12 protein-coding genes and 1 tRNA gene are annotated in these 15,889 nt (G+C 59.5%); 4 read left to right on the plus strand and 9 right to left on the minus strand.

Annotated features, from left to right (window positions below; translation table 11 throughout):
• Positions 1-130: 130 nt before the first annotated feature.
• Together H3V04_RS04860 and H3V04_RS04865 are read left to right on the plus strand one after the other, a co-directional pair.
• Positions 131-886 carry a transcriptional regulator gene (locus tag H3V04_RS04860; RefSeq protein ID WP_198187390.1) on the plus strand — a complete coding sequence of 252 codons (756 nt, stop codon included), beginning with the start codon at positions 131-133 and terminating at the stop codon, positions 884-886.
• A 1,416-nt stretch (positions 887-2,302) separates the two neighbouring features.
• On the plus strand, positions 2,303-3,010 hold the full coding sequence (locus H3V04_RS04865; protein ID WP_198187391.1) for a hypothetical protein: 708 nt from the start codon (positions 2,303-2,305) through the stop codon (positions 3,008-3,010).
• 326 nt (positions 3,011-3,336) lie between these two features.
• On the opposite strand, the gene H3V04_RS04870 is transcribed toward H3V04_RS04865, so the two are convergent.
• The 3 genes from H3V04_RS04870 to H3V04_RS04880 all read right to left on the minus strand — a co-directional run bounded on the left by H3V04_RS04870 (position 3,337) and on the right by H3V04_RS04880 (position 5,843).
• A tRNA-Ile gene (locus tag H3V04_RS04870) sits at positions 3,337-3,413 on the minus strand.
• A 70-nt stretch (positions 3,414-3,483) separates the two neighbouring features.
• On the minus strand, positions 3,484-5,112 hold the full coding sequence (locus H3V04_RS04875) for an ABC transporter substrate-binding protein (RefSeq protein ID WP_198187392.1): 1,629 nt from the start codon (positions 5,110-5,112) through the stop codon (positions 3,484-3,486).
• Between the two features lie 104 nt (positions 5,113-5,216).
• Entirely contained in the window at positions 5,217-5,843 is a 627-nt protein-coding gene (locus tag H3V04_RS04880) for an ECF transporter S component (protein ID WP_198187393.1), read from the minus strand.
• A gap of 306 nt (positions 5,844-6,149) precedes the next feature.
• Between H3V04_RS04880 and ettA the strand changes: the two genes are divergently transcribed.
• Positions 6,150-7,826 (plus strand): energy-dependent translational throttle protein EttA, encoded by a 1,677-nt coding sequence (ettA, locus tag H3V04_RS04885; protein ID WP_110413267.1) that lies wholly within the window; start codon positions 6,150-6,152, stop codon positions 7,824-7,826.
• 39 nt (positions 7,827-7,865) lie between these two features.
• On the plus strand, positions 7,866-8,780 hold the full coding sequence (locus tag H3V04_RS04890; protein ID WP_198187394.1) for an acyl-CoA thioesterase II: 915 nt from the start codon (positions 7,866-7,868) through the stop codon (positions 8,778-8,780).
• Between the two features lie 104 nt (positions 8,781-8,884).
• Here the strand turns inward: H3V04_RS04890 and H3V04_RS04895 are convergent, their stop codons facing one another.
• From H3V04_RS04895 to dacB, 6 genes are all read right to left on the minus strand, one after another.
• On the minus strand, positions 8,885-9,433 hold the full coding sequence (locus H3V04_RS04895) for a DUF3180 domain-containing protein (RefSeq protein WP_198187395.1): 549 nt from the start codon (positions 9,431-9,433) through the stop codon (positions 8,885-8,887).
• Positions 9,430-10,512, minus strand: coding sequence for a dihydroneopterin aldolase (locus tag H3V04_RS04900; RefSeq protein ID WP_198187396.1), 1,083 nt, complete (start codon positions 10,510-10,512; stop codon positions 9,430-9,432). Before H3V04_RS04900 ends, H3V04_RS04895 begins: the two co-directional genes overlap by 4 nt.
• A gap of 80 nt (positions 10,513-10,592) precedes the next feature.
• Positions 10,593-12,707: an ATP-dependent zinc metalloprotease FtsH gene (gene ftsH, locus H3V04_RS04905; RefSeq protein WP_198187397.1), complete on the minus strand. Its 2,115-nt coding sequence runs from the start codon at positions 12,705-12,707 to the stop codon at positions 10,593-10,595.
• Positions 12,704-13,306 carry a hypoxanthine phosphoribosyltransferase gene (gene hpt, locus H3V04_RS04910; RefSeq protein ID WP_024626706.1) on the minus strand — a complete coding sequence of 201 codons (603 nt, stop codon included), beginning with the start codon at positions 13,304-13,306 and terminating at the stop codon, positions 12,704-12,706. The genes ftsH and hpt overlap by 4 nt, the downstream gene beginning before the upstream one ends.
• Positions 13,293-14,402 carry a tRNA lysidine(34) synthetase TilS gene (gene tilS / locus H3V04_RS04915; protein WP_198187398.1) on the minus strand — a complete coding sequence of 370 codons (1,110 nt, stop codon included), beginning with the start codon at positions 14,400-14,402 and terminating at the stop codon, positions 13,293-13,295. The genes hpt and tilS overlap by 14 nt, the downstream gene beginning before the upstream one ends.
• A gap of 19 nt (positions 14,403-14,421) precedes the next feature.
• Entirely contained in the window at positions 14,422-15,873 is a 1,452-nt protein-coding gene (dacB, locus tag H3V04_RS04920; protein WP_198187399.1) for a D-alanyl-D-alanine carboxypeptidase/D-alanyl-D-alanine-endopeptidase, read from the minus strand.
• Positions 15,874-15,889: the final 16 nt, after the last annotated feature.

Genomic DNA, 15,889 nt, shown 5'->3' on the forward strand with positions numbered 1-15,889 from the left:
TCATCCGGTGCAGATGCGCTCGCAGCGACCTTCCGCCAGTCTACAGCCGTGGGCTCCGCCCGAGTGTCTGCGTCCAATACCAGAGCAGCGATGGTACTATCTGGCTTTAGTCAGTGGATGGGGTGACAGAATGAGTGCATCAAAGCCCGTTTCATCTTCTCTGCAGCTTTTCGTCCCGCTAGTGGACTTCCTGGGCAAAATCCTCGGGCCCAAGACGGAAGTGGTGCTTCAGAATGTCAAGGATTTCTCGCATTCGGTGGTTGCCATCGCCAACGGCAATCTGAGCGGACGCACCATAGGCAGCCCAGCCACCGACCTGGTCCTGCATATCTGGCAGAACCACGAATACGACCGGCATGACTATCTGACCCATTATGCTGGCTACACCATCCAGGGGCATCCCGTGGTCTCCTCCACCCTGTTCGTGCGGAATTCCAGAGGACGGGTGATCGGCTTTCTCTGCATCAATTTTGACAATTCCGCCTTCCGACAGGCCAGCCAAGAGCTCAGGCGGGCAAGCGCTTATCTGGACGCTCTGGGACTGGCCGATCCCACTGCCGAAATGAAAGACAATGAGGCCACGCCAGAAGAACCGGAGGCCGAGACCGGAACCGACCAATCTGTCCATGAAGTCCTCTCCGTCAACGCAGACGAAGTGGTTACACATAATATCGCCAAGTTCGCCACAGAGCTTGGTATTTCTCCGGCAAGGATGAACCGGCAGGAGCGAATGCAGCTTATTTCGCGACTGGACGGGTCAGGGGTCTTTCTGGTCAAGGGCTCAGTGGACACGGTTGCCCAGGCTCTCGGGATCTCTTCCCCCAGCGTCTACCGCTATTTGCATACGATACGCAATGCCGCTGTAGGCCCTGATCAGAGCACCTAGGCTCGCCCTGCTCAGCTTTGACACACCCCCTCCAGGGTGTATGATTGAAAACAGATATACGGGGGACGTATACACGATGGACCTACAGGGGCTGAACTATTTTCAGTTCCAGAGGAGATGTACATGCGTATAGTTTCCCGGCATATGCCGACGGCTCCCACTCGAGCTCGTCCCGTATTCTTTTCCCTGATAAATTCTCATACTTAGCGGTTCTACGGAAACGCTTCCGGATCATTGTAACGTGCGCAGATCTTATGGCTGTCTACGTATGCACGTTTGGGGCACTGAAAAGTGGATATACACCGAGGATGCCCTATGATCCGACATAAAAAACGCGCCTAGCTCTTTTCCCCCGGCTTACATGTGAAGCCGTACATTTTGCATCGGTGAATCATGGATGCTAGAGCTAGGCGACGAGAGGATGGCCCCGACAATAGCCGGGGCTGTCCTTCTACTAAGACTATCAAGAAAGTTCGGGGCTCAAAACCCTCATGGCTTTTGCTGGCAATCAGCAAAGATGCATGATTGCGATGGCCAAATCATATGCTGAGTTCACTGACAAATACCACGTCCACGTCCTATTCGATGATCGGACCTATCTCTTTGCCTACACAACTTCGAGATACTTGGTGATAGATCTAGCGTATTTGAAGCATAAGCGAGGAATTAAAAAATATAAATGAATATCGTTGTTCTTACGATCTTTATTCTTATAACACGCGATAGAACAGAATTGTTCAATTCACTAAAACTAATCAATTGACTAGGCTCCCACACGTTTATTTGTGAGCTCATTCAATGATTGGTGTCTTACGCCGATAGTGCAGGCAAAAATCACCTATCTATATAGAGACATCAGAACATCAAGAAGAAGATTTTTTTAACCTAAAAAGAGACCAGTTGCATAACTCTCTCGAAAACCGGAACGCATGCAATTCGATGCCGCTTTTCAAAATGCCAGCGAGTGTAACAGTGTAACTCCAAAAGCTGTATTCTAAATATATGCAACTGCCAAGATGAGAACACATTCATATCACTACCGCTGGTAATATAGAAAATTGAAAATACTCATTATGATTGGATAGAAAATCCTTACATCTTTAATTGAGATGATTGGAAGGACTCCGACATGGCCTTCTGCGCAATCTGCGTTTATCTGTTTTGTACATCTTTGTCAAAGCTAGTTATCTTTTCGGTGAACTATATATGGGTACGACCAAAGTGCATTCCCGCAAGAGCAAAGGTCAACATTTGCGATTGAGTGATATTCTCAAGAAGCCAAGTCAGCAAGTGATTTATATGTGCAAAGACAAATGTCGTGAAAGGTTTCTGAGCATGCGAGCCTTTCAGTGCTTTACTCTAGTAGTGTGCTGCGCGTGCGGTCATCGATGATTGTACCTAGGAGCGATCATAGATATGCATAAACAAACTAGCAAGCTCTTTCCTGCTGATACCGAGGAAGGTACAAGCGCATTGACTCCAGTTAAAGATATAGCGTCAACAGATTCTGCCACTCCTCCAGTTCCGCCTCCCGACAGCGGCAACACTAAACCTACCAAACACCACACCCACAAAGGCAAACCTGGTAAATCTATATGGAAGACAGCTTTCATAGCTTTGCTCGCCTTCTTCATCGGCTTGAGTTTCAGCGCATGTCGCAGTTCCGACCCTAAAGATTCTCAGGACTACAAGAATCTGCAGTCGGATTACTCGAAATCACAGGCTGATCTGCGTAAGACTCGTAGGGAATTGCTTGACGCGCAAGACCAAATCAAGAAAGTCCAGGACAAAGCCGATAAGTGGGACAAGGAGCAGGCTGACAAGAAGGCGGCCGAGCAAAAAGCCGAACAAGACAAGGAGGACCAGGAGAAAGCTGCAGCAGACAAGGCTGCACAAGAGAAAGCAGCCGCAGACCAAGCCTTACGAATACAAGCTCAACAGCAACAATCACAAACCCAAAAGCATGTCCAACAGCAGCAGGTGCAGCCACAACTCCGCTCGCAAAGCACCGTACACCGTGGGGCATTCTGTTCTGGAGCAGGATCCACTGGAGCGTCAGACCAAAATGGCGCCACTCTGACCTGCAGAACTGCCAAAGATGGTCGCCTGCGATGGATGAACTAGCAGGAAGGAAAAGTGTTGACCCGCAATATAAGAATGCCCGACATAGCAAGTACGATTATTATATGGGTACATACACCTTCAAATGCCTAAAAATAGGCTCCCATCCCTGTCTATGAGAAGAAACACCAAGCTGTCGTGTAAACCAAACGATAGGATTTACCAGATGAGCGTTTAATTTCTATACTATTTTCAGATAAAAGTGTGAGACGATTCTTTTGGACCTAGGAGGGCCCGTTGGTTTTCACACGAAACCAACGCTCCGTTCCACTACTTATCCTGGCGCAGCATAAAACCTCCACAGGCTTTGTGCCTGTGGAGGTTTCGTTTGGTGGGGCCTCAGGGGCTTGAACCCTGGACCGAACGATTATGAGTCGTTTGCTCTAACCGACTGAGCTAAGGCCCCGCGCCGAACATATCGGCCAGAGTCATGGTATCAAAACGACTCGTCATCAGCCAGGTCCGGGTCGTCGGACCTACTTGGTGACCTGGTTGTAGACAGGCAGACCCATATATCCGAAAGGAGCCTGGCGAACCTGCTTACCGGCCACTGCCGAGACCTTCCTGTACCAGAGGGGCAGCACCGGCAGATCCTTGAAGAGGACGGACTCGGCCCGGCGGTATTCCTGCATGGCTTCTTCCTGATCGGTCTTGGATGCGGCGCGGGAAAGAATGGCATCATATTCCGCGCTCTTGTAGTCCCCGTTATTTAGCCCCTTGCCATCGGCCTGGCTGGAGGCATAGCCCTGAACCAGGTAGCCTTCGGGATGGGGATAGTCCGAGGTGATGCCCGAATTGAAAATACTGTTGACCTGACGGTTATGGACTGCCGTATTGAATTCCTTGCCCGTCGGGAAGATATTCGGTGCCGTCTTGATGCCCAGAACCTGGGTGTACTCATGCAGAACCGCATCAACCCAGTCCTTGTCGGTCCCGTCGGCACTGTAAGCGATGCGAAGCGTGCCCTCCCAGGGAGCGATGGCGTCAGCCTCCTTCCAAAGTTTACGAGCCTGGTCCGGATCGTGCTTCAGCACCTCTTTTCCTTTGATGTCGGAGGCATTCCCCTTGATGGTGGGGGCGAGGAAATCAGTGGCCGGCGTAACTGTACCAGCGAAGACCTTATCAGCTATTTTCGCGCGATCCAGAGCATACGACAGAGCCTTCCGGCGAAGAGCGCCCTCCTGCCCCTTGAAATGCTGCAAGCCCTGCGGGATGGTCAGGGACCGGAAGGCCGGCCCCGGCTTGATCAAGGGCTGCAGGCCCGAATCGGTATGGAAGGTTTTCAGCCGGGAGACCGGAACCGTATCGAGCACGTCCAGGTGGCCGGCTTGGACATCGGCATAGGCGGCATCGAGGCTCTGGTAGTCCCTGAACTCCAGGCTTCCGTTCCGAGCCTTGCGAGGTCCCTTGTATGCAGGATCCTTCTCCAGCTTGATCCCCTGATTGGGCACCCATGATTTGAAGCGGTAGGGCCCGTTCCCGATTGGCTTCTTGCCGAAGGCCTTGATGTCCTTGTAGGCGGATGCCGGCAGCGGCAGGAAGGCCACATCTCCCACCTTGTAGGGGAAGGAGGAATCCGGCTTGTCCATGGTCACCTCCAGGGTCAGGTCGTCAACCACCCGAAGACCGGATAGAGGGGCCTTGGGGTCGCCATGCTCATCCTGCACCTGCTGGTACCCGGCGATGGTCGAAAAAGCCGAGGCCCCCAGCTGTCCATTGGCCGCATTCGCCGCAAAGGACCAGGAATCCGCATAGGTCTTGGCTGTGATCTTCTCCCCATCGCTGAAGGTAAGCCCCGGCTTGAGGACAATCGTGTACCGGCTGGCATCCTCATTGGGAGTAATCGATTTGGCCTGAACCAGGGTCATCCCGCCCTTGGCATCGAAGGTGACCAAACCATCGAAGAGCTGGGTCACCACCTTCCAGCCTGCGGTGTCATTGGTGCTGGAGGGAATCAGGGGAGCTGTAGGCTCGGCATTGTTGACGCTGATGGCGGCCTGTGGGTCGACCCGGTCTTCCTGGGAAGCCTGGGAGGTGCCACAGGCGCCCGCTGCCAGGACGAGCGGAAGCACCACTGCCGCAATGTAGGAACGAAGCTTGGTCATGATAGGACCCTTCCTGCCCGGTGTGGGCCTTGTCACAGCTACACGAAAAACACCGAGTCGATAAGCATATGGTCAATACAGTCGGTTGGGGAGGATGCCGATATTCAGACCTGCCTGACATCCTGCCCGGATGCAAGCCGATCCAACGCACCGGTGCTGCCGATGGCCCGGAAGAGGAACCAGCTGACCAATCCAGCCAGGACCACCCCACTGATCAGTTCGCAGATGGTGCCGATGATCCCCCTCGGGCTGAGGAGGGATACCCCCTGATAGTAGAAAGCCAAAAGAAAAGCGTTGTAGACCAAGGCTATCAGGATACCCCCCAGAACGGTCGTTCCCAGGGTCCACCGGCGGTAGCGGAATATTCCGAAGGCCAGTTCTGCGCAGAGGGCCTCAACGATGGCCTCCACCAAAATCATCGGCACGTTATAGGCGTTGCCAGGCAGAATCTCGACCAGGACGCTAATGATGCCGACATAGACGGCCGCGCCGGGCTTGCGCAGTATCAACAGGGACAGGGTACAGGGAAAGTAGAAGACCCCATGCAAAAGGGCCGCCGCCCCGGGAAGAAGGGCCGTCATCAGCGGGAATATCCACGAGGCGAGCAGGCTGGCCAACCAGTAAATCAACCCCGACACCGCGCCCAGGCCGGCGCCGACCGCAATGTCAAGCGGCCTCCAGCGCAACCGATGAGATGCGGAAACCCGACCCTGTTGCTGTTTTACCGTCATTGATACTCCCTTACGACCGTCATAGAGCCGACGGCCCGTTCCTCATGCGCACAGCCGATAGGAAGGGACCCGCCCAAGCCGGCAAAGGCCCGTCCGGCGTTCCTTGACCTGCGCATGCCGGGCGGGAACGTCGACTCAAGGCTACCCCGACTACGGCGGCAGAACCAGGGTCTTGTCATAGGTCTTGTTTATAGGCGGCCATCCGCCTGCCTCACCTTGCTTATCAGCCCGGCGCATAAGTCAGAAGTTCCCACTACCATGAATGCAGTTTGCACTGTCTTTTCTATGGTTCTGTGAGGTAGCTTCTTGGCCGAATTCATTTATCAGATGATCAAGGCGCGCAAGTCCTTCGGCGACCGCGTCATCCTCGACGATGTAACCCTGAGTTTCCTGCCCGGCGCCAAGATCGGCGTGGTGGGACCCAACGGCATGGGCAAGTCCACCCTGCTACGAATCATGGCCGGTCTGGACACTGTCAGCAACGGCGAGGCACAGCTCACCCCCGGCTATACGGTAGGCATCCTCCAGCAGGAGCCGCCGCTGGACGAGGACAAGACCGTCGGCGAGAACATTCGCATGGCCTTCGGCGACATCATGAGCAAGGTGGACCGCTTCAACCAAATCGGCGAGCAGATGGCAGACCCCAACGCCGATTACGACGCCCTCATGACCGAGATGGGTCAGCTTCAGGAGCAGATTGATGCCGCCAACGGCTGGGACCTTGACTCCCAGCTGGACCAGGCCATGGATGCCCTGCAGTGCCCCGACCCGGACACCCCGGTCTCGGTCATTTCGGGAGGCGAGCGCCGCCGCGTGGCTCTGTGTCGGCTGCTGCTTGAGGCCCCCGACCTGCTCCTGCTGGACGAGCCCACCAACCACTTGGATGCCGAGTCCATCCTCTGGCTGGAACAGTACCTGCACACCTACAAGGGCGCCGTCCTGGCCGTGACCCACGACCGGTACTTCCTGGACAACGTGGCCGAGTGGATCTGCGAGGTGGACCGTGGCCACCTCTACCCCTACCAGGGCAACTACTCCACCTACTTGGAGACCAAGGCCAAGCGTCTGGAGGTCCAGGGCCAGAAGGATGCCAAGCTGGCCAAGCGTCTCAACAGCGAACTGGAATGGGTCCGCTCCTCACCCAAGGCCCGGCAGGCCAAGAACAAGGCCCGTCTGGAGCGCTACGAGCAGATGGAGAACGAGGCGCGGAACAACAAGAAGCTGGACTTCTCCGAGATCCAGATTCCGCCGGGGCCCCGCCTGGGCTCCAAGGTGCTGGAGGCCGAGCACATCCACAAGGCCTTCGGCGACCGCGTCCTGATCGACGACCTGAGCTTCACCCTGCCTCGAAACGGCATTGTGGGCGTCATCGGCCCCAACGGCGTGGGCAAGTCCACGCTCTTCAAGACCATAGTGGGCCTGGAACCGCTGACTTCGGGCACCCTGGAGGTCGGCGACACGGTCAAGATCTCCTACGTGGATCAGAACCGCGAGGGCATCGACCCCAACAAGAACCTCTGGGAGGTGGTCTCCGGAGGGCTGGACTTCATCGAGGTCGGCGGCGTCGAGGTGCCCACCCGCGCCTATGTGGCCTCCTTCGGCTTCAAGGGCTCGGACCAGCAGAAGCCGGCTGGCGTCCTCTCCGGCGGAGAGCGCAACAGGCTGAACCTGGCACTCACCCTCAAGCAGGGCGGCAACCTGCTCCTGCTGGACGAGCCCACCAACGATCTGGACGTGGAGACCCTGGAAAGTCTGGAAAATGCCTTGCTGGCCTTCCCCGGATGCGCTGTGGTCATCTCCCACGACCGCTGGTTCCTGGACCGTATCGCCACCCATATCCTGGCCTGGGAGGGCACGGACGAGAATCCGGCCTCCTGGTACTGGTTCGAGGGCAACTTCCAGGCCTACCAGGAGAACAAGGTCAAGCGTCTGGGCGAGGAGGCCTCCAGGCCCCACCGCATCCACCGCAAGCTGACCCGCTGAACGAAATACACCACGAGGGATCGAGGGCCGAGGAGAAGCATGAGCACCGAGGATGAAGCACTGGCCCAGGCCATCGCTGGGCTGAACCTGCAGGAGCAGCAGCCCGCCGATGGCCGTTCCCGTTTCCTGGGCAAATCGCTGGACTTCCCCACTGGCCGCCTCTACGGAGGCCAACTGCTGGGCCAGGCCATCATGGCCGGCGGGCGGACCGTGCCCGAGGGTCGACTGCCTCATTCCATGCACGCCTATTACCTGCGTACAGGACTCCTGAATCAGGATGTCCATGCGGAAGTGGAGACCATCCGTGACGGACGTTCCTTCTCCTCCCGACGGGTTGACCTGCACCAGGGGGAACGGACCATCCTTAACGCCCTGCTCTCCTACCAGCAGGTCGGCCAGGAGGGCGTCCGCTATGCCGACCCCATGCCGACGGGGCTGCCTGATCCCGAGGACCTGCCTGATTCCCGGGAGCTTATGGAACCCTATGCGGACAAGTCCCCCTTCGCGGACTACTACGCCCATCAGAGCCCCTTCGACATGCGCCATGTCGGCGGCACGGTCCTGCTGGACGACGCAGATGATGCAGAAAACAAAGATTCCGAGGATGACAGCAGGAGCCGCCAGGCCGTATGGAGCCGCACCCAGGGAAGGGCCGACATGGACCCGCTGATGCGCCGGGCCCTGCTGGCCATGGAATGCGATCAGATCATGATGGAGCCTGCCCTGCGCCGTGCCGGGCTGAGCATGACCACCCCGGGGATCTCCTTCGCCTCCATCGATCATGCCATGTGGTGGTATCAGGACCTGGATCCCTGCGACTGGCACTGCTTTATTCAGGAGTCCCCAGTAGCCGACCACGGTCGCAGCCTATGCATGGCCAAGGTCTACAACCGCCAGGGTGACCTGGCCGCCTTCATGGTTCAGGAGGCCATGATCAGGGTGCCCAAGGGCTGAGCGGCCACCAGATCATCGCGTTTCCCTCAAGCAAAGGGTCAGCGGCCAATTCGACAGCAGCCGACCGGATTCAGGAATTTCTCAGCGACGCCCTTGAACGCCGATCAGCCATGTCTTTCACTGGAATCGGCCTTTGTCTCCGCCCTATCAGCGGTATCGGCCATGGGTCTTCGCGAGGACTTCTTGCGCCGGTCGGGGTTCTCAGGCCCGTCATCCGGGGGCAACTGGCAGAGCCACTCCCCCACGGCTCCGGCCACCACATCGAGCAGACAGACCAGGGAGGCGACCAGGCACTCCTGCATGACCCGTGTGTAATAGGGCGCGCCTGCATGACCCATGCTGATCAGGGCCTGACTGCCGTACCAGCCCAACAGGGCAGCACAGGCAATGCCCAGGGCCTTGCTCATGATCAGCACGTTGACCGCGAAGCGCAAATCCATCTGCTTGCGGTCCCCCTTGGCGTAGCGATGCACCTGGAAGGCCATGATCAGGATGGCCAACCCCAGCAGGAAGAGCAATACACTGACCAGCCAGGGAACCCCCATCAGGTCCGTCCTGGTTGACATGCCCAGTTCCGAGATGCCGGCGCCTCCCATCAGGCCCAGAACCAGGGCGACCAGATAGTGCACGAGCGGTGTGCGGCGGGCCCTCATGACAAACCGTCCAGAATCCAGTCCTCCGAGACCAGGCTGATGCGATCACGGTCAGGAGCACGGTTGGCCAGGCTGGCCAGACAGGACCCGTCAGCCCCAGGCAGGCAGTGTTCCGGCTCCAAATAGGCCCAGGGAATCAAAATGCGCGATGGAGCATCGGCGGCCAGCAGAGGGGGGCGGTCCCGGGAAGACAGAACCGAACCGTCCGAGGTCTCCACCTCCACCACATCGGCATCCAGCCCGCCCATCTGCCTGATTGGAGCTGCCACCATGTCCAGGGCCGACCGCAACTCCTCCAGATTCAGCGGCGTCTGCAGAATAACCACAGCCGATAGACGCTGATTCCCCTGATCATCCCGGTAGGCATATAGGGGCGAGATGCCGACCAGCTGACTGCCGGGGATTCCGTCAAGGGCTGCAAGAGCACGGAGCATGGTCAACCGGTCGGTTCCCGATGCCCCTTCCAGCGCAATCACATCACGCATCAGAAGGCCCTGTGGCTTGACTCCTCCAACAGACGGCTGAGTGGACGCTTCGTTATCACTATCCGGATCCGAGGACAGGCCGCTCTGGATGGAGGAGGTCAGGGGGTGACGCAGCCGGGCCTGTGCCGCATGGCCAGAATCAGCCTGACCAGACAGCAGGAAGGAGGGATGCCCTAAAGAAGCATTCCCGCCGCTGCTAACCCGCCCGGATTCCATGCTGGCAGGGTTGCCTTCCACCTGATCGTCGGCTGCACGCTCAAGGGTGACGCCCACCTGAAAATCGACCCCTGTTCCCTGGTCAGCGCCCAGACGGGTGACCGTGACCCGGGTGCGGCGAATCTGGTGGGAGAGCAGGATGGCATCAGCCACCTTGGCGGTCAGGGATTCCAGAATCTCGTCAGCCGGCTCGCTTTGAATCAGGTTGACGATCCGACGGACAATCTGCACATAGTCCACGGTCTGAGTGCCGTCGTTGAGCCTGCCTGCCTCACTCAAATCCAGGTAGAGGACGGCATCGACCTGGTATCTGAACCCTGGCTTCTGCCGGCCATGCAGGGGTGCGACCTTGATGGAACTAAGACGGATGGAATCCATGATGTACGCTCCTCCCTCGCCTTGGAACATTCACTGCCGCACGGCCCGGCAACATGTATTTCACCGAGCCGATCCGGAATTCAGTGCTGGTCCGTTGCGGACGACCCGTTCACGCTGCGCCTGAGCTCCTCGGGGATCTCCACCGGGGGCTGCTCGGAGTCCGGCCGATCCGGCGCAGACAGCCAGAGCTGGCGCTCGGGAGCCTTGCGCAGACCAGCGAAGACCGCAGCCAGCTCGTCCTTGTTCAGGGTCTCTTTGACCAGCAGCTGTCGAACGAGCTCGTCCAGCACGTCACGGTTCTCGGTGATGATCCGCCAGGCCTCTTGGTGGGCCGTCTCGATAAGATTGTGGACTTCCTCATCGATGGCCTCGGCGGTTTTCTCCGAATAGTTGTGGGGCTTCAGGGCATCGAGTCCGGCATCCTGGTCGTTCTCATCAGCCCACTTGATGGCCCCCAGCTTGGATGAGAATCCATACTGCAGGACCATCTGCCGTGCGATGCTGGTGGCCTTCTCGATGTCGTTGGAGGCACCGGTGGTCGGGTCGTGGAAGACCACCTCTTCCGCCACGCGACCGCCCATGGCGTAGGCCATCTGGTCCAGCAGTTCGTTGCGGGACTGCGAGTAGCGGTCTGTGGTGGGCATGACCGCGGTGTAGCCCAGGGCCCGTCCACGAGGCAGAATGGTCACCTTGGTGACCGGGTCGGTGTGGTGCAGGGCCGCAGCAACCATGGCGTGGCCGCCCTCGTGGTAGGCGGTGTTGCGCATCTCAGCCAGGGCCATGCCCTTGGTCCGCCGCCGAGGTCCGCTCAGCACACGGTCGATGGCCTCGTCGATGGCCCGGTTGTCGATCAGCTGGGCATCGGAGCGAGCGGTCAGCAGGGCCGCCTCGTTGAGCACGTTGGCCAGGTCGGCGCCGGTGAAGCCGGGCGTGCGCACGGCCACAGTGTGCAGGTCCACATCCGGCACGAAGGGCTTGCCCTTGGCGTGGACCTTCAGGATGGCCTCGCGACCTTCCAGGTCTGGGGCCTCCACGGCCACCTGACGGTCGAACCGGCCGGGCCTGAGCAGGGCCGGATCCAGAATGTCCGGACGGTTGGTGGCTGCAATGATGATCAGGTTGGTGTCGTTGTCGAAGCCGTCCATCTCGACCAGCAGCTGGTTCAGGGTCTGCTCGCGTTCATCGTGACCGCCACTCATACCGGAGCCGCGCTTGCCACCCACTGCATCGATCTCGTCGATGAAGATGATGGCCGGCGCATTTTTCTTGGCCTCGTCGAACAGGTCACGCACCCGGGAAGCGCCCAGACCGACGAACATCTCGACGAAGTCGGAGCCTGCCATGGAGTAGAAGGGCACGCTGGCCTCACCGGCGATGGCCCGGGCCAGCAGGGTCTTGCCGGTTCCGGGGGGACCATAGAGCAGGACGCCACGGGGTATGCGGGCGCCCAGGGCCTTGTACTTGGAGGGATCTTTGAGGAACTCCTTGATCTCCTCCACCTCCTGGACTGCGGCCTCCTCGCCGGCCACGTCCGAGAACTTGGTCTTGGGGGTCTGCCCGTCGCTGAGCTTGGCGGAGTTCTTCTTGCCGCCCATCCCGAACATGCCGCCGCCGGCCGCCGAGGACATGCGCGAGAGCAGGAACCAGAAGACCCCCAGAATGATCAGCATGGGCAATATGGAGGAAATCAGGTAGCTCATCATGCTGGTCTGCGGCACCACCGAGTTGTATCCCTCGGAGGGCTTGGCCTTCTCGACGGCCTTGACAACCTGCTCCCCCTGGGCTTCCACGTAGTAGAACTGTACGTCCTTGCCGAAGTTCTTGGAGGTGCGGTTGCCACGGAAGCCGGGTACATCCTTGACGAAGTCGCTGTTGAGCTTGAGCTCGACGACCTGCATCTTCTCGGTGATCTCGGCCTTCTTGATCATGCTGCTGCGGTCGTTCAGCAGCTCCAGACCATCCTGGGTATTAATGGTCTGAGCGCCGTTCTGGCTGCTGAAGAAGCCGAAGATTGCCAGGATGATGACCACGGCCAGAATCCCCCAGAGCCAGGGGGAACGCCAGAAGGAGCGGTTGCCCCCGTTGGGGCCGGAACCGTTGTTGCCAAGGTTGAAGTTGAAGGGGCTGTTGCCCTTGTCCCCGTTGTCCCTGCCTCCGTTGGGCGGACCCTGCTGCGGTCCCTGCGAGTAGCTCATGACTGCTCCCCCTGATCCTGATGATCCTGTTCCTGGGTCGGGTCCATGTATTCCTCGGACCTGAGTACGGCTATCGAGTCAAGATTACGATACTGCTCGTCGTAATCCAGCCCGAAGCCCACAACGAATTCGTCGGGTATGGCGAACCCCGGATACTTGACATCCACCTCGACCTCGTGCCGCGAGGTCTTGTCCAGCAGGGTGAAGATCTCCACCGATGCAGCTCCTCGCTCCTTGAGATGCTCAACCAACCAGTGCAAGGTGTAGCCGGAATCGATAATATCCTCAACGATCAGAATATGCCGTCCGCGCACATCGCAGTCCAGATCCATCCTGATGTCCAGGTCCCCCTTTGAAACGCTAGTTTTGCCGGCCGGATAGCTGGAAATGCTCATGAACTCGATCTGAACCGGTATGGTGACGGCCTGCGAGAGGGCGGCAAGCGTGTTGAAAGCCCCCTTGAGCACGGCCAGCATGATCGGGTTCTTACCCCGGTAATCCCGGCTGACCTGCTCGGCCGTCCGGTTGATCAGCTCTTCTATCCGTTCCTTGGACACCAGTTCATGGTCGATATGGGATTGAATATCAGCGATGCGCATGGTCTCCATCATTGCATATGAGAATGACTTGACCCTTACGGATTGCTGTATGGGAGCTGGGAAAGCGTGGCCCTTGCTGACCGTGCCATCGGCAGACCAAATCATCCAGGACCCGGACCTGCACGGCCGTGAACCGTATGCCCAGCCTGGTCAGCACCTGGGCCAGCAGGCGGGTGCGCAGGGCCGGGTGGCAGTCGGCCAATCCGCGGGCGTCCAGGCGGGCCAGCACCCCCTCGGCTCTCTGGTCCGAGTCAGGGCGGGCGACCAGCCGCTGGAACAACCCATCCACCTGGGTGTCCAGATAATCCTGATCCAGACGGGCCATATCCGCGCCCAGGGCCAGACGGCGGACCATGTCCCGGCCAGCAAAGCGATTCAAGGCGGGCAGCAGGTCGTGGCGGATCCGCGAGCGCAACGGCAGCGTCTCGGGAAGCGTGGAACCGGCCGGCTGATCGTCGCCGTTGGTGGGATCGTCCCACCACTGAATCCCCTGCTGGCGGCAAATGGCCGTGGTGTCCTTCCGGTCCAGGTCAAGGAATGGGCGCAGGTAGCGCATTCCTCCGCGTTCCACACGGCGGGCCATGCCGGTGATGGCCTCCAGCCCCTGGGAGCGGATCAGGCCGATCAGCACCGTCTCGGCCTGATCGTCACGGGTGTGCGCCAGAAGGACGGCCCTGGCGCCCAACTCGAGGGCCTGCTTGGAGAGGGCCTGGTAGCGGGCCGCACGGGCGTCAGCCTCAGGGCCGGCCGAAGTGACGGGTACATCCACTCTGGTGACGCGGACAGGATCCAATCCCAGCCCCCTGCAGGTTCCAGCCGCACGTTCGGCGATCCGATCCGAATCCGGCACCAGGCCATGATCGATCAGCAGTGCCCCACACCGTAGCCCGGTCATATCGGCTACCAGGTGGGCTACACAGGCCAGGGCCAGGGAGTCCCGCCCTCCCGAGCAGGCCACCAGAATCAGCGGGGCATCCGAATCGGGCCGATGCACCCCGTGATGGGCGAACCGCCGATCCTGCAGACCCAGGCCCTCCCGGTCCAGGTTCGAGCGCAGGAGCCCCACCGCCTTTTTCATCTCCGCTGAATAGACCATGGTCCAGGCCGCTTCCTACTTAGAGCCGATCCAGGGATCCGACCAGGGTGTCCACAGCGTGCCGGGCAGCAGCCACATCCTCGGGATCGTTGACAACTACGGCAAAGACCAGAACACCGCCGGAGCGTCGAATCACGTTGCCTGCCAATGAAGTCACATGGTCCAAGGTGCCGGTCTTGACCCGGATCAGCCCATCAGCCTGATTGTCTATTTTCCGCCTGGCTGCTGTGCCGGTCAGCCCCACCACCGACAGACCCTTGACCAGGGGGGTGAGCCCCTTCTCGGACAGGGCCAGCTGCTGGACGTCCGCCAAGGTGCCCACCTTGAGGCTGGAGCCAGGGGTCAGCCCCGAGCAGTCGGCCATGTTGAGGCCCGTGGTATCTACGCCCAGCTTGTTCAGCGTGCTGGTCACGGCTTTCACAGCCCCGGCCGGGCTGTTGGGCATGTTCAGGGCCAAGGCGGTCAGACGGCCGAAGAGCTCGGCCAGGCTGTTGTCGGAGTTGCGCAGCATCAGCGACATGATCTCGCTGAGCCGTGCCGAGCGGATACGGGCCACAACCTTGCCCTGGGCATGGTCGGTCCGATCAGGACTCTGGGCATTGTCCACCTGGATCCCGGAATCCTTCAGGCGACTGGCAAAGGCTGCCGCAGCAGCCCCTGCGGGGTTTTGGACCCTGGGCAGGTAGACCCCGCCCGCGTCCGGATAGGCAAAAGGCTCGGCCCGTCCCTGCCTGGCCTCATCCACGGCCATAGCGACAGGTTCCTGGAAGTAGATTCCATCAGCATTGTTTGCTTCAATTCCCTTCGGCGACCGATCGTCGCCGAAGAGCGTGTCCTGGTAGGCCAGGGTCACTCGGCTGATCCCCTGCTGGTGCAGGGCTTGGGCCGTCTTCTCGGCCAGAGTCCCCAGACCGGCCCGGCCATTGACGTGCAGAGGGTCGTCCTTGCCGACCCCCAGCAGCATATCGCCGTGACCGCGCAGGGTCAGCGTCGCCTGCGAGGAGTAAGAGGAATTCAGAACCGCCTCAGTATCCAGTTGTGAGGACATATCCAGAACGGATGCTGCGGCGGCTGCTGTCAAGGTCTTCATGGTGGAGGCCGGCTGGCGCGCCTGGTCGGCATTCTTCTGAGCAAGCACGCGCCCATCAGCCTGCCGGACGACCAGCGAGTATGCATTGCCCAGGCCCGGCGTGCCGGCGAAAGTGTTAACCAACTGCTGAACCTGACCGGCATCCACTGCGGACCCAGGCTTGTCTGCGACCAGGGTCGGCGGCTCGCCCATCAAGACAGCAGGGGGGACCGAAGAATGACTGGTCTTTGCCAAGGTCAGAGGTCCGGGCAACAGATCGGCCAAGTCCATGCATGCATAGCCGACGACAAGCACGACAGCCACAAGCATGGCCAAGGCCACCCGCCAGCGTCGCTTGATCCGACGACGGCGTGTCATGCGCAGCTGATGTCTGTCACCCAATTGCTCACTCCCGGAC

It is taken from the genome of Bifidobacterium sp. M0353 (assembly GCF_016100645.1).
GTDB lineage: Bacteria > Actinomycetota > Actinomycetes > Actinomycetales > Bifidobacteriaceae > Bombiscardovia > Bombiscardovia choladohabitans.

Bases quoted from the DNA above. Each gene is read 5' to 3' on its own strand.
- H3V04_RS04900 (WP_198187396.1), bottom strand. From the start codon at position 10,512: ATGGATTCCATCCGTCTTAGTTCCATCAAGGTCGCACCCCTGCATGGC.
- H3V04_RS04895 (WP_198187395.1), bottom strand. From the start codon at position 9,433: ATGAGGGCCCGCCGCACACCGCTCGTGCACTATCTGGTCGCCCTGGTT.
- H3V04_RS04860 (WP_198187390.1), top strand. From the start codon at position 131: ATGAGTGCATCAAAGCCCGTTTCATCTTCTCTGCAGCTTTTCGTCCCG.
- H3V04_RS04875 (WP_198187392.1), bottom strand. From the start codon at position 5,112: ATGACCAAGCTTCGTTCCTACATTGCGGCAGTGGTGCTTCCGCTCGTC.
- H3V04_RS04880 (WP_198187393.1), bottom strand. From the start codon at position 5,843: ATGACGGTAAAACAGCAACAGGGTCGGGTTTCCGCATCTCATCGGTTG.
- hpt (WP_024626706.1), bottom strand. From the start codon at position 13,306: ATGCGCATCGCTGATATTCAATCCCATATCGACCATGAACTGGTGTCC.
- tilS (WP_198187398.1), bottom strand. From the start codon at position 14,402: ATGGTCTATTCAGCGGAGATGAAAAAGGCGGTGGGGCTCCTGCGCTCG.
- H3V04_RS04865 (WP_198187391.1), top strand. From the start codon at position 2,303: ATGCATAAACAAACTAGCAAGCTCTTTCCTGCTGATACCGAGGAAGGT.
- ftsH (WP_198187397.1), bottom strand. From the start codon at position 12,707: ATGAGCTACTCGCAGGGACCGCAGCAGGGTCCGCCCAACGGAGGCAGG.
- H3V04_RS04890 (WP_198187394.1), top strand. From the start codon at position 7,866: ATGAGCACCGAGGATGAAGCACTGGCCCAGGCCATCGCTGGGCTGAAC.